General features: G+C 52.0%; 18 protein-coding genes. 6 read left to right on the top strand and 12 right to left on the bottom strand.

Annotated features, from left to right (window positions below; all coding sequences use genetic code 11):
• Positions 1–61 precede the first annotated feature (61 nt).
• Both HF327_RS08810 and HF327_RS08805 read right to left on the bottom strand, forming a co-directional pair.
• Positions 62–811 carry a hypothetical protein gene (locus HF327_RS08810; protein WP_169107889.1) on the bottom strand — a complete coding sequence of 250 codons (750 nt, stop codon included), beginning with the start codon at positions 809–811 and terminating at the stop codon, positions 62–64.
• A complete protein-coding gene (locus tag HF327_RS08805) occupies positions 808–2,766 on the bottom strand; it encodes an ATP-binding protein (RefSeq protein ID WP_169107888.1) in 1,959 nt (652 codons plus the stop codon). Before HF327_RS08805 ends, HF327_RS08810 begins: the two co-directional genes overlap by 4 nt.
• A gap of 468 nt (positions 2,767–3,234) precedes the next feature.
• On the opposite strand from HF327_RS08805, the gene HF327_RS08800 reads away from it, so the two are divergent.
• Positions 3,235–6,234, top strand: coding sequence for a KAP family NTPase (locus tag HF327_RS08800; RefSeq protein ID WP_169107887.1), 3,000 nt, complete (start codon positions 3,235–3,237; stop codon positions 6,232–6,234).
• Between the two features lie 274 nt (positions 6,235–6,508).
• On the opposite strand, the gene HF327_RS08795 is transcribed toward HF327_RS08800, so the two are convergent.
• From HF327_RS08795 to HF327_RS08780, 4 genes are all read right to left on the bottom strand, one after another.
• Positions 6,509–7,702, bottom strand: coding sequence for a tyrosine-type recombinase/integrase (locus HF327_RS08795; RefSeq protein ID WP_169107886.1), 1,194 nt, complete (start codon positions 7,700–7,702; stop codon positions 6,509–6,511).
• Between the two features lie 426 nt (positions 7,703–8,128).
• Entirely contained in the window at positions 8,129–8,287 is a 159-nt protein-coding gene (locus tag HF327_RS08790; RefSeq protein WP_198460449.1) for a hypothetical protein, read from the bottom strand.
• 259 nt (positions 8,288–8,546) lie between these two features.
• Positions 8,547–8,921, bottom strand: a complete 375-nt coding sequence (locus HF327_RS08785; RefSeq protein ID WP_198460448.1) for a hypothetical protein — start codon at positions 8,919–8,921, stop codon at positions 8,547–8,549.
• Positions 8,905–9,522 (bottom strand): hypothetical protein, encoded by a 618-nt coding sequence (locus HF327_RS08780; protein WP_169107884.1) that lies wholly within the window; start codon positions 9,520–9,522, stop codon positions 8,905–8,907. Before HF327_RS08780 ends, HF327_RS08785 begins: the two co-directional genes overlap by 17 nt.
• A gap of 444 nt (positions 9,523–9,966) precedes the next feature.
• On the opposite strand from HF327_RS08780, the gene HF327_RS08775 reads away from it, so the two are divergent.
• From HF327_RS08775 to HF327_RS08755, 5 genes are all read left to right on the top strand, one after another.
• Entirely contained in the window at positions 9,967–10,884 is a 918-nt protein-coding gene (locus HF327_RS08775) for a hypothetical protein (RefSeq protein WP_169107883.1), read from the top strand.
• Between the two features lie 111 nt (positions 10,885–10,995).
• Complete coding sequence (locus HF327_RS08770; RefSeq protein WP_169107882.1) at positions 10,996–11,682, top strand: hypothetical protein; 687 nt, start codon at positions 10,996–10,998, stop codon at positions 11,680–11,682.
• 1 nt (position 11,683) lies between these two features.
• Complete coding sequence (locus HF327_RS08765; RefSeq protein ID WP_169107881.1) at positions 11,684–12,208, top strand: hypothetical protein; 525 nt, start codon at positions 11,684–11,686, stop codon at positions 12,206–12,208.
• On the top strand, positions 12,199–13,440 hold the full coding sequence (locus HF327_RS08760) for a DNA polymerase (RefSeq protein WP_169107880.1): 1,242 nt from the start codon (positions 12,199–12,201) through the stop codon (positions 13,438–13,440). The genes HF327_RS08765 and HF327_RS08760 overlap by 10 nt, the downstream gene beginning before the upstream one ends.
• Before the next feature lies 1 nt (position 13,441).
• Entirely contained in the window at positions 13,442–13,828 is a 387-nt protein-coding gene (locus tag HF327_RS08755) for a hypothetical protein (RefSeq protein WP_169107879.1), read from the top strand.
• A 198-nt stretch (positions 13,829–14,026) separates the two neighbouring features.
• On the opposite strand, the gene HF327_RS08750 is transcribed toward HF327_RS08755, so the two are convergent.
• The 6 genes from HF327_RS08750 to HF327_RS08725 form a co-directional block, all read right to left on the bottom strand.
• The gene (locus HF327_RS08750) at positions 14,027–14,746 is read right to left on the bottom strand and encodes a hypothetical protein (protein WP_099739928.1); all 720 of its coding nucleotides are present in this window, start codon (positions 14,744–14,746) and stop codon (positions 14,027–14,029) included.
• Positions 14,746–15,285 (bottom strand): tetratricopeptide repeat protein, encoded by a 540-nt coding sequence (locus HF327_RS22345; RefSeq protein ID WP_158235250.1) that lies wholly within the window; start codon positions 15,283–15,285, stop codon positions 14,746–14,748. The genes HF327_RS08750 and HF327_RS22345 overlap by 1 nt, the downstream gene beginning before the upstream one ends.
• A gap of 229 nt (positions 15,286–15,514) precedes the next feature.
• Entirely contained in the window at positions 15,515–18,529 is a 3,015-nt protein-coding gene (locus HF327_RS08740) for a tubulin-like doman-containing protein (protein WP_099739930.1), read from the bottom strand.
• A 66-nt stretch (positions 18,530–18,595) separates the two neighbouring features.
• On the bottom strand, positions 18,596–19,552 hold the full coding sequence (locus tag HF327_RS08735) for a DUF4384 domain-containing protein (RefSeq protein WP_099739931.1): 957 nt from the start codon (positions 19,550–19,552) through the stop codon (positions 18,596–18,598).
• Positions 19,553–19,566: 14 nt separating this feature from the next.
• Positions 19,567–20,898 (bottom strand): caspase family protein, encoded by a 1,332-nt coding sequence (locus tag HF327_RS08730; protein ID WP_169107878.1) that lies wholly within the window; start codon positions 20,896–20,898, stop codon positions 19,567–19,569.
• Complete coding sequence (locus tag HF327_RS08725) at positions 20,899–21,618, bottom strand: hypothetical protein (protein WP_144445482.1); 720 nt, start codon at positions 21,616–21,618, stop codon at positions 20,899–20,901.
• Positions 21,619–21,686: the final 68 nt, after the last annotated feature.

Below are 21,686 nucleotides of genomic sequence, written 5' to 3'. Positions count from 1 at the left end.
ATTGCAGTCATAGGAAAAAATGGCTCGTTTTACGTGATCCAGCTGGGCAGCGCATCATGGTCTAAATGAAGTGTAGGAGAAGTCTGCCAATTGAGTTGGTCATATCTCTGGCGAAGTTGGCAAGCCAGCGGTGGGAGTCTTCGGCAAAGTGGGACTCGCTGAACCCGTTCCGGGAGTTAGCGACAGCATTCGTCAGAGTCGGGATAGCATTGACGATTTGCTCTGGGAAAGGGCCTCGCGCCTTCAGCTTCTCGGTGATGTCGTCCTTCACAGCTTTGCAAAGCTGGATAAGGTCAGTGAGGTTCGCCTTGTCTGGGACATGCCTTTGGACGTATGCCTTGTAGAGGCCTTCCAAGCATGTATAGGCAAGTGTTGTTGCCCTGTTGAACTGCTGGGCATCAATTGCATGGTCGATGTCCCTGAGAAGGTTATTCAGCTTCTCTGAGTTCCAAAGGTCATAAGGAACAATTGTCGTTGGAACGGCTTTGCCTCCACCAAACACAATGGCCCTGATGGCTTCGATATCGTCTTTGGCGTGGGGCTCAAACTCATCAATGAAGAGACGAAATAGCTGAAGCTTTTGCTGCTCTTGGAGTCCATTGATGACATCCCAGTAGAAAGATTTTCGGGATGTGCTCTTGCCTTGGCTCTGCCTGAGCGGAATCAACTGCTCGTAGCTGGGTGAACCTGGGTCAACCTGCTGCACCATCCTGAGGAAGCTCGGCCCGCTGTAGTAGGTCGGGGTACCGTTTCGATCCAATAGGAGCCATAGCCGGTTGTAGGCCCTAATCCAGTTGATGCATTGACTCATGCGTTATCGCTCTCTGCCAGCTCCATTTGAGCAACCTGAATCGGTTCCATGAAGGACTTTAACGACTCTTGTTGTTCGAGTAGGAATGGGGCATCTTTGACCTTCTTGTGAAGGTTCAAAAGCCTTTTTTCGGCACGAACTAAGATGGTGTTATAGAGCATGGGATGGATGGTGACTGAGTCACCCTGAGCCTCAGGCTCAGCTTCCCCGTTTTCGATCTTGTCTCCGAGCAGGAATCCATCCACCCTGGCTGTAGGCTTCAGATAGCCTCGAGAACGAAGCTCCTTGACATATTTCCAAACCTGTCCCTTCTCGTTGCGTCCGAGTGGTAGGCCTGTTGTCTTAAGGTCGATGATTACGAGGTGTGCAACGCCATCCTCATCATGGTTCTCATCATAGGAGGGACGGGCATAGAAGCCCACGCTTGAATCGGGAAGAGCAACGAAGTCAGGTCGGTTGCGGGTGCCTTTGCCTGCTTTGTCTTTGAAGATTGACTTGATGACCTGTGTCATTCCCACATTCGATGTGAAGTCGATAGATTCGAACTGCGCACCAAACATCCACAACCCTCGCTCAAAGAGGGGTTGAAGTTCATGGACTTCATCAATTCCAACCTTCTGAAGCTTGATCCGAAGTTCATTGATAAGTCTCAAGCGGTTCTGGATCTCGTCCAGCACCAGCTTTGCCATCCCAATGCTCCACTCGGTCAAAATTTCATGCAGGTTGTCGTAGTCGTCAGGCCCGCACTTGTGAAGAATATCCAATAGACCGTAGCGGGATTTCGATTGCTCCAGCTTTGCAAGAATGGTCGTCAGTTGGACGATCTCTGTTTCCCCGAAGTTGGGGCAAGTATCAACAACCTCATCGAGAAAGTTGGTCACTCGTTCCTTGCTGATAGGCGAGAGCTTGTTGATGGTGTAGCCTACCTTCTCCTTGACTGCTGCCTTGGTCTTGGCTCGCTCTTCCTTGCCGGTACTGTCAATAATTTGGCAAACGCGATCTTGGACTGCTGCTCTGGTTTTGACCCAAACCGCACTGTCTTCCTTGAACCCGCTCCAGTCTTCTTTGACTGCATCGTGTTCGTTCAAGAAGTCAGCTTTCACGATGAAGGTGTATCTCTTGGCTTCCGTAGTGCGTCCATCAAGGATTCGGGTGTAGTCGCTCGCGCTCCAGCTGCACTGGCCTACCGCTCTGTCCTGAACCCACCAGGCAATGCCGTGCTGCTTGGTGGTCTTATCAGCCTTCTTCGTGTCGATTTGCAAGATGGTGACAATTCCCAAACCTTGAACTTCAATCTCTGCCTTGCTGAGGTAGTTGGGGATGTCGTTGAAGGTGATTGCTTGGCCTCCAATGAACACCTTAAATGCGGGGTTGGCTAGGAAGCGGCTCCCAAGCAACTCTCTGGCTTTCTCCTCAGTGAGCTGGAGATATGGGATCTCCCCAGTCGCGTGGATGGTCGTCCCATGCCCCTCAACACCTTCAGCAGTGAAGGAAACCTCCTCAAGCACAAGGGGCCGTGTTGATGTTCTACTGACCTTGCAAGTGAATTCTTGGCCATCCTTTCTGGAGGTAATCAGGTACTCGCTGGCAAAGCAGAAGCTGGCAAAGCGGCCCTTGCCGTTTTTGCCAAAGACTGATCTTGGAGGCCCCTTTACTTCGCGAGGGGGATCGCTTTTTGGCCCTTGCGCACTGATTCTGTTGTAGTCCCAAGTTCGCCAAATGAAGGCAAACTCTTCGCGAGTCATACCTTTGCCGTTATCAACGATCTTGAAATGTGTGCCCTGTTTCCTGTTGGAAAGGGTTATCTGGACATCAGTGGCATAAGCATCCCAGCAATTCGCGACCAGCTCTACGATTGCCGTTGATGGATCAGTGATGATGCTCCCCGCATATTTGTTCAGAAATCTCTCATCGTAGTGATAAGGGAGATCTTCTAACAGTGACGCCTGATCCATGATGCCCTCCTAATTCGACTATTTGCCAGCTAGTCTAACGGTAGCCAAACTAGCAGCTCAGCCCCTCTAGTTCAACCGCACTCGCATCGCGCAACGGAAAAGCCGATGCCACCCATTCGCAGCTTACGAGAGTTGCTGTTTAGATTGGCTGGCGCGTTAGATGCAGCAAGTTGCCTGTTTGAGGTGTGCAGCGGACGTCTGCTCAGATGAAGTGAGGTCGCGAAGGAGCCAGGTAGCAGCCATTCCGATCGCGACATCGGCTTGGCCTATGGCGGTTATCTGTACAGCAGGCACATAGGTACTAACGGCCATAAGCAGCTTTTCGTTTCGCGCGTCTAAACGACCGCTTCAGGCTAGACCAACGTTTGGAGTGTGAATCCAGACTTTCGCGCACATATAGAGTGATATCGTCGCCAGCATTATGAACAAAAGCGCGAATTGATCGCGCTGCGCAAGGGAGAACGATCAATGAACGAAACCAAACCGGCGATGAAGATGCCTGAGCTACTGGTTTTTGCCAGGTTGTTCGTTGTTGGCTTTCTTATTGCGGAGACCTGCCGGTCAACCTTCTATCTCAGCGCCAGGTTCGCTCAAGAGATTAATGACGTTGCTATCTGGGCGAAGGTCGCTGGAATTCTGGCCGGACTGGGACTCTGTCTGACTTATATGGTCAAACGAAAAGCTTTCGAGGTTGCTGCACGAATGGGCCGCAGTTTTCGACTTGACTTGCTTGTAGCGATGGGCGTCGGAGTTTGGTCCAACGAACTGGCTTTGCCGTGGTTATCGAAACTCCATGTAGCTCTTTTATCTGCGGATCCTCACTGGGCGCCTGTTGTCCTCATCCTTCTCTGCGTTGTGCTGTTGTCCCCCCTCTTTCAGCAGCAATGGCCGAGGCCAAAGGCGGCGCCCTCGCAGCTGTACTTTATCGCGGACGAAGAAATCGATGACGGGAAGGACGATCTGCTAGCGAGCGCGGTCCAGGCAAAATCGTTCGCAGATACAGTCCTGGCAAGCAACGCTCACCAAGGGCTCGTCTTTGGTGTTGATGGTCCGTGGGGAGTAGGTAAGACCAGCTTCATCAATCTTGCTGAGCGCTATTGGGAAAGTGCGGAGGATCAGGTCATCGTATGTCGATTCGAGCCACTCCGTTATGCCTCTGAACCAGACCTTGCAGACCGTCTGATTCGTGACCTGACTGCCACCATCCAAAACAAAGTCTTTGCCCCTGAATTCAAGCCGGTGGCGTCCCGCTACTCCCGATTGATCAAGGGAAAGGCCGATGTTTCGTTCCTGGGCTTTAAGCTTTCACTTGAGCCCTCGCAAGAGACGGTTGATGAACTTCTCGATGATATTGACGAGGTGCTTCGGCGTATCGGACGCCGTGTAATCATCGTCATCGATGACCTGGATCGCTTGGACGCAAAGACCACGAACAACGTCTTGTTCGCAACGAGGCGCACATTCAAGCTCTCGCAGGCTACCTATGTCCTCTGTTATGACACCGAGCTCCTTGCAGGTGGCAAGGAAGAAGGTTCTAGAGCGCGCGAGTTTCTAGAAAAATTTGTGACGGTCAAGCTAAGCCTGTTCGTCGACAGCTCCAGCCTTCGCGACTTCTTACGGCGCGATTGGGAGCGCGCTGAGAGTCATCTGAGCTCGGTACCTTCTGACACTATGGTCAAACTTAGTGCCGTTCTCAGCGAATTGGCTGATATTCTGGACGGTGATTTAGCTGCAAAGTACCTGCCTCTTGTTGGGGACATGCGTAAGTTGAAGCGTTTCGTTAACGCGATGCTTCTTATGCAGATCGAGAAGACCAATCTGGGTCGAACCGACTTCAACAAGCGAGACCTTATCAATCTCATGCTTCTGCATCTGAACTACCCCGGATTGTTCAGGCGCATCTACGCTGAAGAAACGGAAGGGCGCAGTGGTCACTTCTCCGTGTATCGCAAGTCCGGTGAAAGAGACTTTAAGAACTCCGAGACATTCTCGGCAATGGTGGCGGACCAACAAGATTCTGCGGGGTTCCTGTTGACTCAGCTGTTTGACGTTGGAGCGTTGGGGCTTGAAGAACGCTCCGATGTCGAGGAAGCCGTTCTAAGGTCACGCGCATGCTTCAATTTTCAAGAACTCAGGAACTTGGAGAGCTATCTCAAGCTTATCGTGCGCTTCGCAACGCCTGAACCACGGGAAACTTTTGTCCTGTACCAAGATGCCGTAAACCGAGTTCGGAAGGGTGCTTCCATTGCTTCAGTGCTCACCTCGGCGGAATTTGAATTGGAACGAGGCGAGCACTCGCATGACCAATTTTGGAGAGTGCTAGTCAATCAGTCTCACGATTTCACCAGTGCCCTCGCCCATGACGCCATAGAGACGCTCGTTGCGTATCTACCCCAATACTCAGCATTCGAGAACGACGATCGAGGATTGCGCCAGAGATCGACCTACTCCCTGTTGCGACTATTGGACCGAGCCGGCTGGGGGCGTACACAGGGGAGGAGGCTGCCTAACACTACCGAGAATGTTATCGAGATCGCGTGGCGGATATTCGGAGAGCATGCCCATAAAGGAAAGGGGATCCTAGACTGGCTTGTTAGCCCTGATCGCGGAGTCCTAGGTTGGAACGACCTCATGTTATTCAGGTTGTATTGCTCTGCTGATCGCCAGGGGCAGTTGTACAACCTACATACAGCCCTCATCGTTGATCAGGATAGGACGGCTGCGACGTCTGGGCTAGTCAGCAAGCTCGCATTGATGGGGATGAGGAAGCTTTCTCAAAGGGTTTTTGCACTGTTCAAACGAACCTACATCGATTCGAGGCGCAACTTTTTTGCGGAAGCAAATGAAACACCAGTTGGCGCCTTTCTTGGCACAGCCTTCGCACGGCTTGAACATGCGGCACAGGACCCTTTGACCAACAATGGTGACATCACCGTTGCCCAGCGCGTCGCTACTGCGCGCTCTATTGTTAAATCCTTTGTGATCTACCAGCTTAGTAACTCGCGTCCCCCCAATGGTTCAGGTGTGGGTTGTGGACACTATGACCAGGATGGAGTTGAGGATGGCGGAGGTATAGCCAAGTTGATGAACGACTACGTTTTCAATACATGCTTTAGTCCGGATGTCGATGAGAACAACGTTTTTTTGTTCCTTGACTACTGCCTTTCCAATCTAAGCAACTCCTTCTATTCGGGCAGCGAAACGGATGGATATGTCGCAACCAAGGCTGAACTTCCTGGTGGATTAGATGCCAAGGCGATGGGACGCTTCTGGAAACAACATCGCGAGCATATCCTTGGTCGGAAATTGGAGACCAGCCAGCGATGCGTCTTCATGTCAAATTACATCGCTTCATATCGCGACGACCTCGACGGTGTGTTCGCTGTGCTCAATGAATTGGCCGACGACGCAAACCCGGTTTTAGGGATCTCCGATGAGATCTCACCAACATCTTTGTTGTCAACTTAAGCTAGAGCAGTGATCAAAGCAACAAGCGCGAACTTCGGCTTGAGGTCAGCATGAGCCTGTCCCGTCACGCAGAAGCAGGCCGTTCGAGCAGGTATGCGGCAAGTTGAGCAGAACAGCCGGTTTCGAGGGTGAAGCGGTCGTCAAGGACCGGCTGTGTTCAATGACCGGTTGAATCCGCAGCCTGAAGCGGGCAGCTAAGAAAAAGGCGGTGTCGGAAAAAAAGGAAGCCATCGGCTTCCTTTTCCATTGCTCCTGATTTCAGCGGCCAGGTACCCTAGTGCAAGGCATTGCTGCTATTGACCACGGCAGTCCTGACCATCTCCGCGACTTTGCCAACCACACGTATCCGGCCAGTGTCAGCAAGGTGGGCATAGCGCTGGGTCATCTGTGAGGTGCTGTGCCCAAGAAGGTCCTGGACCTCATACAACGTAGCCCCCGAGTTGACCGCCAGACTGGCAAACGAGTGACGCAGGTCGTGGATACGTAGGTGTTCGATGCCGGCGGCCTTAAGCAGGCGATCCAGCGCCTTGCGTGGGTTGTGGAAGGCCTTGCCCTCGATGCGACTAGGAAACACCCATCCACCCGATTCACGGCTTGGTAATGCCATCAGGAGCGCTTTGACTTCATCAGACAGCGTGACGTATCGACCACGGCCATTTTTGGTCTGAGGGAGCCACCATTGGCCTTGATCCAGGTTGATGTGTTCCCAGCGTGCGGACAATGCCTCCTGTCGCCGTGTGCCGGTCAATAGCAACAGCTTCAAGGCTGCGACGGCCACCTGATTCTTCTCGGACTCCATCGCTACAAACAAGCGTCCAATCTCTTCGGGAGAAAGGAATCGCTGCTTCTGGTTGTTTTCCTTAAAAGCCTTGATGCCCGCGACAGGATTTCGGTCAGCTCGACCCCATTCCAACGCCTTGCGGAATGTTGCGCTGAGCAAGGCAAGGTGGCGATTCGCAGTGCCTGGAGAATGACTCTCCTTGATGGATGCATGATGCATTTGGATATCCCGTGGCGTGATGTCGCACAGTCGCAGATGCCCGAGCTTGGGCTCAAGATGCAGGCGAAATTTAGATTCGTCGTTGATGGCTGAGCGCTTGGTCTGGTAAGCGTATGGAAGGTATTCCTGGCGTACGAATTCTGAAAACGTCGGCATGGTTTTGATGCGATCTCGATCCTCCAGCGGATCTCCTCCGCGTTCAACGATCGCCCGCATTTCCAGAGCTAGCTTGCGTGCCTCCGCAACATCGAGAGCGCCAACCGTTCCCAGAGTTGCATAGCGCTTTCGACCGGAAAGTGTTTGATAGCGGAAAGCGAATCGCTTGATACCGTTGGTACCCACGATGACTTTAAGTCCAACGACGGCCAGATCGGAATATTCAGCGGCTTTGGCTGATGAGTTTGCTTCGTGAGCGGGTAGCGCTGCAATGTTGCGATTCGTGAATTGAAATTTGGTCCTTGTGGCCATCATCTGCCTCGCTGGAAGTGGAATAAAAAAATGCCGCTACCGGAAATTTCCGGAGCGGCGCAGGAGGTCCTGAAAGGAATGGTGCAGGTCCTATCTATTTGTTCAGAAGCGGTCCTTTTTTAAAAAAGGGAAAAGGGACTGCGAGAGCTGGATGGACAGTGGGCGATGCGCGAGTTGTTGATTCACAAGGGAAAGCAGCAAGTGAGCTGCTCGTACACCAAATCCCTGTTTCCCCGAAAGCCCCAAGCAAGCGGGACTGCATAGCGCTAGAGCTGGCATGGACCTAGTGCTATCTGACGCAGAGCAGCCCATGCAGATGATGGACCGTCCGGTCTTATGCCGAACTCACTGAAAAACTCGGCGTCAGCGGGTAGTGCAGCAAGGCCGCCATAGCCGTTCTTCGGGCGTTGGTCTGGAGTGACTGGATCAATACTCGCTAGGGAGCAAGATCGTGGAGGCTAGCCGCTTGGGGACAATCAGTGCATTGCCTTGGTCATCCCAGTTAGACACGGCCTCCGTGATGATCCACACGGTCGACGTTGCGTTAATGCGGTAGCTGGACAGCAGCCGTGTACCTGTGCGCACAGCGTCGTCATTCGCTGCGGCATCGTCGGAACATACATCGCCCCAATCGCCAGTTGCATGACGGGACAGGAGGAGTAAAGGGTTGATGCCGTGTTGGTGGAGAAGGTCGAGGGAAGCGGGAGTAGCAACCACCGCTCCACACTCAAATTTGTGATCCATAGCGATCTCCTCAATAGAAAATGCCGACCCACCCGGTAAAGGGCGGTCGGCACGATGGGGATGGGAAAACTGGGGAAAGAGGGGCTTGGCAGCGATAGCGTCATGCCTCAACTGCGTGCTTGCTGCACAGTTCAAGCAAGGCTGGATCGGCGCTGGACTTCGGTATCCAGAACACGGCTCCATAGCCGGTATCGTCCAGGACAAACACCATCTCAAAGCAGGATGGATGCGATACCAGAGAGTCCCAGCTAGGAAGGAATGAACCGCCAGGGCTGGACCAACCTGTCATCACTGGTCTACCTGTTGGGACTTCCAATGCAGCCCCTGTATCGGAGCCATCCAGCAACCAAAACTCGACTAACTCATCCAAGGGTTGCTGATACTCAGACAGTTCAATGAGCCTTTGCTGAATCACCGCTTGCATGGCGCAGTCATCGAGGGCATTGACCGCAGAGGCATCACTGAGCCGAAGCATCGTGACCATCCTCTTCGTCTTGATCTACCTGCTCAGATTCGGCCTTGGCAGGCTTCTTCTTGCGCTTGGGCTTGGCTGTGATCAATGCATCGGAAGCAGGGGCAGAAGTGGTATCCACGGCATTGCCTGACACTTCAGCCTCCTCTTCATCAGAAGTGCCCGTGATGACTTCTGGGTAGGTGATCTCGGGGCCATCTTGCAGCAGCAACTCATTGCGAAACGACGACCAATCACCGGCCTTGACATAGTGGTGGTGCTTCTCAGGAGCGGATTGAGCCAATCCCAGATCCTTCAGCACGGCAAGCAGAAACGGTGCGTTATTGGCACTGCGTCCAACCGTTGCCTCCTTCAAGGCCTTCGTAGGGAAAGGCTGTGCGGCAAAGCCATCGATGATCGCCTCGATTGTCGAGAGGGCGACCGCTTCCCGGCTCCACAGGCCACCACCTTCATTGGCTGTGACGGCAAGGTGCAGATCAGGCCAATCACCAAGGTCGGCCATCACGATATAGGTGATACCGCCTTCACTGCGCGTGGACAACTTGGCAGCAATATCGGTCTTGAGTAGGCGGAAAGTTTGGGGTGCTTCAAAGGATGTTGTCATTGCAATCTCCATAAAAACGAAAACCCCCGCAGCCGGATGACTACGGGGGGCATCAAGGGGATGAGAGGGGTTAGCGAATGCGGATAGACGCGTCTAGCTCACGTTGGGTCAGTACATAAGCCACAGCGGCCGTGACCAAGGCCAATGCAGCTCCGGGTCCTGTAGGTAGGGCAGCGAAAACGGTGGGTAACAGAGGCAGAGGGTGCACATTTAGCTCCGGGGGGGGTAGAAAAAGAAAAAGCCCCAGGCGCTTGATGGCGCCTGGGGCTGATGGAGATCCGTAAGGATCAGATTAATGATATTGGTTTGAAGATGATGGGATATTCGGATGGATTTGATGTGCTGATCAATCGTTACTATAGTTATTCTATTACTATAAATAACAAGGCAGGTGCTTGGATGGCAGGCACCTAGTTGCATGAAAAACCGTCAGGATGGATTTTTATGAAAAATTCGATGTACTTAATGAATAAAGAAAATCATTGTATTTTTACGGAATTTGTTCTGTGCAATAAAAAATTCATTGACATGTGGAGCTCGCCCTCTCATGAAGAATGGAAGATTTTTTATAAAGATTTAATTGGCCTTGAATATATTAAAGGCCTTCTTTTGAATAAAAAATTTGAATCTGCATTAATTGAATTGGAGGAGGCGTATCAAACTTGGCGTCCAAATAGTTTTTTGGAGCCAGTGAAGGAGATTAATGGTGCATGCGAGGAGAGGAAGTTTGAGCGGAGGGCTCGGTTTGTTGTTTGGTTTGCGTGGATCCTCGGTCCAGTAGGTAATGAGTTGAAAGTTCATTTGCAGCAGGATCAAATAGATAGACTTTCTGCTGTGGTCGAGTCTTTGAAGGAGTTTAATATCAAGGGAGGATATCTATTGAAGGATAGAAATTTTAGAGAAGCCGTGGCTAGTGATAAAAGGCTTGATATTCTAGATAAATTTCATAAAAAAACTGAAGGTGTGCTGACGGCTTTGAAGCACTTGGAGCTGAGATCGGAGTCATATTTTATTCAGAGACGTAGAAAAATTTTTGAAGATGGAAAGGCTAATGATATCGATTTTACGGAGGAGACTAGGGAGTTGATCGGTCGGTCAGCAGATGCTTGTTTTAGAATATATGGAACATGCAATGCATCCATTTTGAAAAAATTACAAGCATTTGATTGGCTATTAAAGCTAAAGCCTAGGGATTTGGAAAATCTAATGAAAAGGGCTTTGGATAAAAAAATAAATGAATATGTGTATTCGCAGGGGTTTATGGAAGCAGAGCTTGCGGGTGGGCATGATGCATCTGATCGCTCTCTTCCAAATGATCTTCCAGTGGACAGGAACCCATCCCCGCCGTGGATGACGGCATGAGGTAGGGCGCAAGACGTAAGGGGGGGATGTAGAGGTCCTTATGTCCGGGAAAATATGGGAGACAGGCAGAGCATAGAGGCTTCATTGATTGATGGCGAAAGGAGCCACCTTATGACGAATGCCTCTCTCGACTCGATGCAAGTTTGCGCCTTCCAAGAGGCGGATGCGTCAAACCCCGCGAAGGGCTCTTTGTCTGACTTGCGATTGAGTGATACCGTCCCGCATGCAGTGCAGCCAAGCTCTGAAATCTCGCAATCTGTCTTGAGCTTGCGCTTAAGCAGCTCCTACTCCGAGGTTCTATGCGGGACGCCCGTACTGACAACAGTCACGGTGGGAAAACCGCCGAAGGCACACTTTTTTCGGGTATCCCCAGACGCTGCTCATCAGGCTGTTTTCGTCCTTTTGGATGGAAGCAAGCTGGGTGCAGATGGCATGTATGCGATTAGTCCAGAGATTGCAGCAGAAATTCCCGATCACGTTCGTGCATACCAACTGAGGTTGGCTGTCACCACGTTCGACGTACCGTATCTTGTCCCAATTCCTCTGCCTGGGGCAGATGGACGACGTAATGTGTGGCATGTCTCCCTCGGTCAAGCAGTGACGCTTGCGGAGTCGGATTGGATTCGTATTTCTGCGAACACAATGCGTGGTGCCTACGATGTGTTCCGTGCCCTCAGTCAGACGCAAGAGCCGAAGTGGCCGGATCTGAGCTTCGATCAATTGCTGGAGTTGGCTTTCCGCGATCGCCTCATCTTGAATCGTGAGCATCCCCTGCTGGCTCAACTGCGGGGTGAGTGAGATGGTCCGCACACAATTTCCGAATGGCACTTTTGCAGTGGACTTCGAGTATCGCCCTCGCGGTGGCCGGGAAGGTAACCCACTGGAGGTGGTCTGTGCGGCAATGCACCACATGGAGACCGGCAGGACGCAATGCTGGTGGCAGGATGAGCTTGCGCTCTTGTCATCTGCACCTTTCCCGACGGATGAATCTGCCCTCTTTTTGGCCTACAACGCGTCTGCCGAAATGGCCTGCTTTGCCGCGCTAGGCTGGTCGCAGCCTAAGTCCATCGTGGACCTTTACGCGGAGTTTCGCAATCTGACCAACGGTAAGAACCTTCCAGCTGGCAAAGGCTTGCTAGGCGCACTTGCGTACTTTGGGGAGGCCTCCATTGGTGCTTCTGAAAAAGACGAGATGAGGGACCTTATCTTGGCAGGTGGCCCATGGAGTGAAGAGCAAAAGCGAGCGATCTTGGCTTACTGCACCAGCGACGTCATTGCACTCAGGACGCTGTTCCTGAGGATGGGAGGCGCTCAATGGAGTTGATCGATCTGGATCGTGCATTGCTGCGCGGGCGCTACGCAGTGGCTGCGGCGTCCACCGAAACGCTTGGCACACCCATTGACTCGGTGCTTTACGACGCCATTCGACAAAGCACAGGAACCCTGCGTGCGGAGCTGATCCGCCAAGTCGATGGAGACTTTGGTGTGTATGAACAGGGTAGCTTCCGGGCTGCGCTCTTTGAGAAGTATCTGCTTGAGCGAGGCCTTCAATGGCCGCGCTCTGTCAGCGGCAAATTGCGCCTAGATGACGACTCATTCAAGGACATGGCTCGGGCTATTCTTACGATTGAGCCGTTGCGACAGTTGCGAAAAACCTTGGCTACGCTGCACGAGTTGAAGTTGGCAGTGGGGGCTGATGGGCGCAATCGCACGGCGTTGTTTCCTTTCAGTTCTCTGACGGGGAGAAATCAACCGCGAAGCAGTCAATTCATCTTCGGGCAACCGGCATGGATGCGAGGCTTGATTCAGCCGAAACCCGGTTGGGCACTTGCCTATGTAGATTTCAGTCAGCAAGAGTTGGCCATCGCAGCAGTGCTGTCTGGCGATAAACGGATGCAGGCAGCGTACCTGTCTGAGGACTTCTACATGACATTCGCAAAGATGGCTCGTGCTGTTCCAGCGGAGGCGACTAAGCATACCCATCCACTCGTGCGGGAACGCTTCAAAACTTGTGCACTGGGGGTACTGTTTGGTATGAGTGCGCCGGGCATGGCATTAAGGCTGAACATTCCCGAGACTGAAGCCCAGAGACTGCTGAATGCGCATAAAAGCGCCTTCCCTGATTTCTGGCGATGGAGCCAGAACGTTGCGGACTACGGAATGCTTGGGAACCCTTTGCATACCGTGTTCGGTTGGAAGCTGCACATCACTTCGGTGACCAAGGTGCGCAGCATCCAGAACTTTCCTATGCAGGCCAATGGTGCCGAGATGATGCGCCTTGCGCATATCAGGCTCGTTGAACTCGGCGTTCGAGTTTGCGCACCTGTTCACGATGCCTTTTTGGTGGAAGCGCCCATTGATGAAATCGAGCACATCGCAGCACAGACTTCTGCAGTGATGCAGTGGGCAGGGGAGGTTGTCCTGGAGGGCTTTAAGCTTCGCAGTGAGGCCAAGATCATCCGTTCACCCGAGCGATTGCTGGAAAGCAAAGGTGTGCCAATGTGGAACCTGGTGGTGGAAATGCTGGGGCGTGAAGATGCAAAAGTGGGGGTATGAAATGAATGCCATTCAACTGGCTCGGACCAGTGCACAGGTTGCCGCCATCGCCTCGAACCCAGCAGAGCACTTGACGTTTGAGGCAGACCTTGGGGTGTTCATCAAGCAGGAGAGGAAACCTCGCTTTGTCAGGCCGATCCCATTTGCATGGCTGCACAAGTGCAATCGTCTGGGTGGAAAGACTACGCAGGTTGCGCTAGCGCTGTGGTTCCTCGCAGGAGTGAAGCAGTCCATGTACTTCAAACTGACTCAGGAGGCAGTTGATCTTGCTGGTTGTAGTCGCAGTGCCCTGGATCATGGCTTGGTAGAGTTGGAGAAGGCGGGGCTGATTGAAACGGAGCGTCGACGAGGCGCAAGGCCACAGATTCGCATCATTGAAATCCACTAATCGTGCGTGGGGTGACCGGTTAGCAAGACACCCATGACAACAAGCAAACCAAATTTTATGGCCTCCGGTCGCGCTCACCATACTGAATCAATTTGTGAAGAACCATAGGCCCTGCTAGAGGCGATGGCGCTTATGTATCCAGAACTTGAGTTCTTAATTTGACAGAGGTACTGGTTACAGATGTCCAGTGAGAGCTTCTCAGGGCTTGGATTGCCATCTCTGTCTCAAAACCTCAAGGCGTGGGTCTTCAATGAGCTGAGAAAAGGCTGGCTCAGCCTCAATTTCTTTCCATTGAATTTCTGTGTTTTGCAGGGCTGCCGAGAGCGCACGGATGGCTTCGTTGACGCGATTTTTTTGCACCAAATCAAGCGCGTGCGTGAAGTAGCTGGGTTGTGGCTGAGTTGCTGGTAGGTATGGTGAGGTGGCTAGTGAGGCTGTGTGCTCGGTATGAAGCGTTGGTTCTGGGCGACTCAGTGCACGAGGCGTTTGATTGGAAGTCGCTACTTCTGCCTGGCTTGGTTGGCGCTTTGTGGGGGACTCCTGCTGGACGTCGCGTTGCATAACAGACGGAGTGAGCTGGCGCTGATAGTAGATACGGTCACCCAAGATCGGGATGGTGAAGTACATCCTGTTCTCGTTTTCAAAATTGAAAACGAGGCCGACCCCTAAAGACGTTTGAAGAGTGACTTCGTTGCCATCAACCTCTACAGCGTTTAAAGGAATCGGCTCCAAGCCAGTGCTCAAGCTTAGACTTTTGGCGTCAATTTGCAGATCGGGGCCAATAGGTAGCTTGAGACCGTAAAAGCGGAAATTCTCTGCAACCCAGTGGCCTTCAACTATGCGAGATTCAAGGTTTTTCCCGCAGGCCGCCAGAGCCAAAAGGATGGTAAATGGCAATGCCCGCAGGATTTTTTTCATCACACGTTTTTGCGGTAGATGTTTAACAGTTCTTGAAACTTGGGCGATTTGCGAAGAGGGTCAATATCGGTGTCTTGGTCCATGGCTTCAAAGTGCTTGAAGCCAGCCATGAAAGAGGCTTCCATGTGGCGCAGTGCTTCTTCGGGTTGGTTTTGGCGCAGGTGCACGATAGCTAAGTTGTAGTAAATCAACGGTTCAGTGGCATCACGCTCCTTTGCTTGTTGAAGCTCTTTCTCTGCGCCGTTGAGGTCGCCTTGTCCCATCTTGGCAACAGCAGCTTTGATCATCTCGAGGGCTGCTGAGCGGGCCGCTTTTCGCTCAGCTTCGCTGAATTCGCCTTGGCGTAGCTTTTCGTCGGCATCGCGTCGCGCCAAAGAGGTTTCGGTCTCAGAAGGAGCTAGGCCGCTTGAAGCTGTTTCTGCAGTGGGTGTGACCACTTTTTCTTCCACCATTATTTCAGCGGAAGGGGGGATGATGGCGATGCTCTGGGCAGGCTTGCTGCCCAGCAAATACCATGAAACTCCGCCAGCGATGGCCACGGCAGCAATGCCTGCCGCAATCATGGGCCCCAGCTTCGGGGAGGCCCCGCTTTTCTTGCTGCCCCCGCCGCTGCCGCTGCCTTCGACAAGCTCTAGCGCACAACCGCAGTCGCTGCACTTAGGGTCGTTGAGCATGGTTTCGCTTTTGACGTACTCGCCGCTATTAGCCACAGAGCAGTCGCCAATGGACTTGCATTTATATTGATACATGATTTCTTTTGTGATGGACTTAGGCAGTTGCTTCAGCACGGATGCCGGCCAACTCCTTGATTTGGGGAATCATGGCGCGCAGCTCTTGATACTGGGCATCTTCTGCGTTGTGGTTGGCCTGCTCCAGGCGCGCATTGACGTGTTTCACAAACTGCTGGTAGAGCTCATCTTTTTTCTCTTTGTGTACGAAGTCGCTGGTAATGCCGGCTTTGACGGCAGTTTCAATGCTTTGCTGCAAGGCGAGCGTTTGTTCGCTTTCCCAGACCTTTTCCCAAGAATTGCCGCCGCTTAAGACGTTGATGCAGATGAGGCCGTCAGCGTCCGTGGTTTGAATAAACCACTCTGGCATGCCTGTAGTGGGGTTTTCGCGGTTTTTGAGCAAACCCATCAAGCGCGCCAGCATCAAAAATGGCTTGCGCTGTCGGCGTGCTTGCAATTGCACGCCTGTGGGGGCGAACAGAGGAGGGAGCTTGCTGCCGTTTCCTTCGCCGTGCAGTAGCACTTGCTCGTCAGGGATCTTGCACAGGCCGTCATAGTGGCTCTTCAGGAAGCTCATGGCATCCACAAAGCGAGCAGGCATGAGTGAGGAGACCTTGATGATGACGATCTCGTTGCTCAGCGGGCCTTCAATGACGGACACGTTAGACGCCCCAGCATCCTTCTGGTCAATAAAGAGCTTGTGCAGGTGCTGGCGGAACTCGCGCTGATCTTCGCACTCGGGCAGCATCACGCAAATGGCTTGCTGCAGACCGGCGCTGGCAGATTCATTGCCGGGAACGCGGCGTTCGATCTCGGCCTTGTTGAATGTCACCATATTGCCTGCCTCGCGGTACAGGTCGGCCACAAAGTGGTTCAGCGGCTGAGAGTCCACTGCATATTGGCGTGAGAGGCGCTCAATGATGTTGACGTGCATCACGGGTGCGCTGTGTGCCAGTTCTGTGTGCGCGGCGTCGGTGATCTCGCCGGCTTGCTGTGACAGGGTCGTAATCAGATTGTTGAGGTTCAGGCGAGCTGCCAGTTTCTCGAAACTATCAACCTCAACGCCCGCCAGCGCGACGATGGCTTTGCGCACGCGTTGTGTGCGTTCAATTTGGCCACGCTCATCCAGCGTCATGCGGCGCAGCAGATCGCGCACGGCATTCATTTCAAAGATGCGGGTCTGGCAGACCTCTTCCTTGTCGGTGCGCAGGCGGCTGTTTTGCTCGGTATGAATGCTGTCGGTAGCTTCGCTCAGTTGCACATGAATTTGATCAATCTTGCCGCGCAAGACTGTCAGCTCATCGAGCAGAAGCGGGATGAGGCGATGCCCAAACATATAGCCTTCGCGCCAGGTGTTCTTGGAGAAAAGCAGTTGCAGTTTTTCGCGCGCTTCTGCAAAGCGTGTATCGCGTTTGTCGGTGAAGAGACGCCCCAGCGTGCCAACGTCGTTGAAGTCTTTGACCAGGCGCTGCAAATCTTCTTCGAGGCGTTGCATGGCCGCCAAGCTGGTTTGGGCTTTGTCTTCAAACTCTTTCTTGCGTTGTGTCAGATCATCCAAGATCGCATCGACGTACTGGCGCAGTTGCAGCAAAGACAATTCGCCAATATTCCAGCGACTGAAGAAGTCACGCTCAATTTGTCTGGCGATGTGACGCGCCATCTCCAGGCGTGCTTGAGACTTGATTTCGTAGAACTTGCGCACGCCGCCCAAGCGACGAAAAGTCTCGTCATACACGCTCGACAAGCGCACGCGAAGTGAGCGAATCCACTCCGCTTCCTTGATGGTCTTGTCGGCTTTGATCTGTTCTTCCAAAGTAGCGGCTACTTGAGGCCAGTACTCGTCAATCAGTTTCCAGCCTGCCTTGGCATCGTCTTCCAAAATGCCGCGATCCAGCGTGAGGTGGGCATCACTGATGAGCAAGTTTTCGCGGGTTTCAGGCTTGCGAACTTCTGCGCCCCAGTCTTTATAGATGGGCTCGTCGGCAAAGCCTTCGCCTTGGCGGAAGTTGTTGAACATCAACTGTCGGGTTGCTTGCTCCGCAAAGCCGTACGCCAGATATTCCTTGATTTCATGTTCGGGCACTACGACGCGCTTGATACCAAAGCTCATAAACAGCTTGGCACGCGCGGCTTGGCCGTCATCCATTTCAATGAAATTGGTGTCGTTTTCGCCCTTCTCGATGCGGTCCAAGGCTTCCCAGCGCTTGTTTAGCGTTTTTTGGTACAGAAACTCCGCAATGATGTGAGGCACATCATCTTGTACGCCAAAGCGAACGCGGTTTTCATTGATGTTATTCACCAAGTAACAGCCGTTGAAGTACTTAGACCCGCTCATGCGTGAGCCGTCCAGTACGTTGATCGGGTGGTAGCGGCGTGCAGCCATGGCGTTGAGCTCGGAAATAGCTGCATAGCCATTGGCGTAGTACGTGCCAAAGCCCGAGACGGATTTGACCCAGGTCGAGCCCTCGTCAGGCAACAGTGCGTACACAAGGATGCGGAAGTCCGCATCATTGGGGCGCAGGCGACGCAATTGTGCGACGGTGTCTGCCACAAAGCCGCTTCCTGTGCCGCCAGCCAAACCGCAGATGATGTGGATAGTGGCTTGCGCAGTTTTGCTGCTGCTTTCCAGGGATTGCAGGCGCTCTTCCAGCAGCTGCGAAATCATGCGGGCGTTTTGGGCAAACACCAAGCGACCAAGCTTGCGCTTTTGTGCAGCCCCTGCTGTGCCAGCATCAATGAAATCAAAAACCTTGCGCGGTTCAATCCACTCCTTCATGCCGGGATAGGAGTCTGGATCTTGCAAGATTGGGCGTACGCCGCTGGCGGTATAGATGCCAATCTGAGCGCGCGCTAGTGAGCAGTCTTGCCCCAGCACTGTCCATTGATCGGTTTCGTGGAGCAGGCCTTCTGAGGTGTCTAAATAGACGTATTCAAAGTTAGCTTCCGAGGGACTGACGCCATTTCCATCGGTATGGGTCTTGACGATTTTGCGTAGTGCGCGAACGACTTTGCCGCCGGTGCCGCCCAAGCCAACGATGAGGTGATTGTTTGACATGTGATTTCAACAAATGTGCCCCACAGCAGAAGGGGGCGTTAAATGCATGGGGGTATCTAGCGCTGCTCAGTGGTGAGCGAGCTGAATTTTCAGCAGCAGGGGCTCTTGTCCCTTGGTGCCTTCGGGCTTGACCACATAGCTGGCCACTTGCTGGCCTGCCGTCGGTTGTGGGTCATCGGCAAAAACAATGGCCTTTGAGGCAAATGCTGGCGTGGTATTCACTTGGCAGTCATTCGCTGTAGCAGCGATATGGGGCTCTTCAGTGAACACAATGGCTTTGCTGGCAAAGTTGCCCGCATCTGCCACGGTGTAGCTGCAGTTGTTCTGTGCTGGCGCTGACGTTCTTATTGCCAAAGCATTGGCGTGGGCAGGTGACGGCTGGGAGGGCGGAGGCAACACCGTGCGGGTGACAAGGTCGGGCTTCATTTTCTGCAAAACCGTATTGGGCTGGAAGACCTCGTCGGGAGACATCAGAACCAGCAGCTTTTCCGTGCCGGGAGGTCCATCAAATTGGAAGCTGCCGTTGCCTGGCAGAAAAACCGTGCCCATGGCGTCAATCGCGGCACTTTTACCGGGACGCGGATGCAGCATGGTGATCTGGCCATCGGGCGCTTCGTTGAAAATGTAAACAAAGCTGGGCCGGTTGACCTTCAAACCCACTTGAAATTTGTCACCAGTTTGGAACGCGTGCGTTGCCAAGACATCTTGTGGCGCAGCGTTATTGCGCTTCAGGCGCACAAAGTAAGCTGCTCCAATGGGCTGGGCTTTCGTGGAATTTTTCGCAACGACTTTTTTCCGCTCAACTTGCTTTTTCTCTGTGGTTGAAACGACCATGGTTTTGCCCTCTTTCGAGGCAACCGCATTGGGTGCGCTTTCAACCTTGCTGGTTGCAACAGCCTGGACATTGCCATCTTCGCCAAAGAACAAAGATTTGGCCGCAAATGCAGGCTCTTGTGCTTGTGCACCCATGCAGGCCGCCATGGTCGCAATGGCCAGCGCTTGTTTAATGAATTTTTTAGACATGAATTTCTCTGATGTTAATTGGAAACGATGTTGTCCAAATTGACTGCGATAGTGCTGAAGCGCTGAGGTGTTTGCTTGAGGTTCTGTGTGAGGACCTTGGAAGAAGTGAAATGGCGAGAGGATTCAAAGGCCTTGGAAATATCCCCTGAGTAATTTTTCAGGTAAGCCATGAACGATTGAGTGAAAAAAGAGCCCCGTAGCGCATCTGATTGATTCAGTGGGCTATTAAAGGTACCAATACTTGGTGATGGGCCATAAGAAAGTTCCCCCGCACTGGTTGCAGTAATAAATGTGTAATTTTTGCGAGAAGAAAAATCGCCGGTATTTGCTGAGGAAACTTTTGGTTTTTCTGAATCATCAATAAAAGAAATACCTTTGCTTGTAAATTTTTCTCCACTCCAAGAAGCAATTGAAACGGACTCTTTTTCAAATTTTCCAGAGCTTATAAAGTTCTGGTAATTGGAACCAATGGAGGGGGTGTTTTTGAGGATTTCTCCGCTATAGCAGGTATCCACAATCACACGCGTTACAGCGGTTGGCTTTTGAGCCAAGTTTTGAATAAGTGAGTCTTTGACTGACGTCTTTTGCAGATTTAGCAAATAAGAAGTTTTATCTTGTCCAACAGACTGGCTTGGATGCGTGTTGCCGGAGTCATAAGCCGCGATTGACATTCTCCGATCATCCTTGCCTTCTGGTGTCGGTGTTGGGGGATTCCCGTGACTTGAGACATAAATGAAAAGACTGTCATTTGGCTGCAAAGAAGCATTGACCTTTGCAATCTGTGTCTCAATATTGGTCTTGGTTGCTTTCTCTCCCAAGACAGAAATAACTTCATAGCCATAATTGGCCAATATGATGCCCATCAGGCGGGCATCATCTTCACCTTGAATATCGGTCAAATGAGCGCTATCCAAAAATTTATTAATGCCAATAACGATGGCTTTTTTCTTTCCAGGTGGTAAATCTTTTTGTAATTTTTTATTTTTGAAAAAATTAGATACAGCAGTAGCTGATTCACGATTCCAAGCGGATTTCTGAACTCCTTCAGGGTAGAAGGGAGAAGTCGATTTAATGCCAACAATCGATTGAGCGATGATGAAGGCTTTTTCTACTTCGTCATCATTCTGATAGTTACCGACTAAGCGCAGGCGGCCAACAGAATCTCGAGCAACCTTTGCGCTGGTAAGTCCTTCTGCTTTGAAGCGGGCTTGCACGCTTTGCATCAGGGTATCTGGGATTTGGTAGCTTTGATAGACCTGCTGGTAGCCTGGCATCGACTGGTTTGCGCAGCCGGTCAACGCGGCGACCACCAAACCGATCAGAGAAAATTTAGTGGTCTTCAGCATTTACTTGACTACCGTAATGCCGCTGGCGGAATTAGCGGGCAGACCCTTGACAGAGACACTGTAGGAAAAACGGAATTTTGAACCTGCAGGAACATCAACTCCCATGGGAATGTGTATCAACTCTTCATGCTCACCATTCTCGAGCACGCGATCAGTTGTACTGTGACCAGGGAAGGGGACTTCGGTTTCTTTGTCGCCTTCAACAACAAAAAGCTTCCGAGTGATTCGAGCCTGAGCTTCGCCGCCATCCGGTGTCAGGACCACAAATTTTGCTGGGAATTCAAGATTTTGGCCTTGCGAGATAGTTGCAGGCATTTGCAGAGGGCGAACGGTAAAGATATCTCCTTGGGATGGCTTATATTTGAACTCCTTAACAATGGCTTTGTAGTTACCTTTGCGTTCGATGTTGGACTCTGGTATCCAAGCTGGGTTTTTCTTCATGCAAGTTGCAACTGCGTTGTAGTAGGCACTTGCATAGCCTGCAATGCCGCCGACTGCTGCACCAGCCAAAGCCAATTGAGCTGCCTTATCTTGCTTGCCTGAAGCAAGAGCACCAAGAAACCCTGTCACGGCACCAATTGCAGCACCTTTTGCAGTGGAGCTCATTTTTTCGGAGCTGATGCAGCTATCCAAATCTGCAGTCACAGCTTCTTGTGCTTGAACCGATATCGCACCAAGGAGAATAGAGATTGTGAGCGCTTGCTTAGCGAGTCTTTTCATTTTGGAAATCTAGCTTAAAATTAAAACAAGTAGTTTCTAAATGATACATTTTATTTCTGACGATGTTG

Origin of the sequence: Comamonas suwonensis, from assembly GCF_012844455.2 — a bacterium.
GTDB classification, from domain to species: Bacteria; Pseudomonadota; Gammaproteobacteria; order Burkholderiales; family Burkholderiaceae_C; genus Comamonas; species Comamonas suwonensis.
This window is presented reverse-complemented; position numbering and strand designations above follow the sequence as displayed.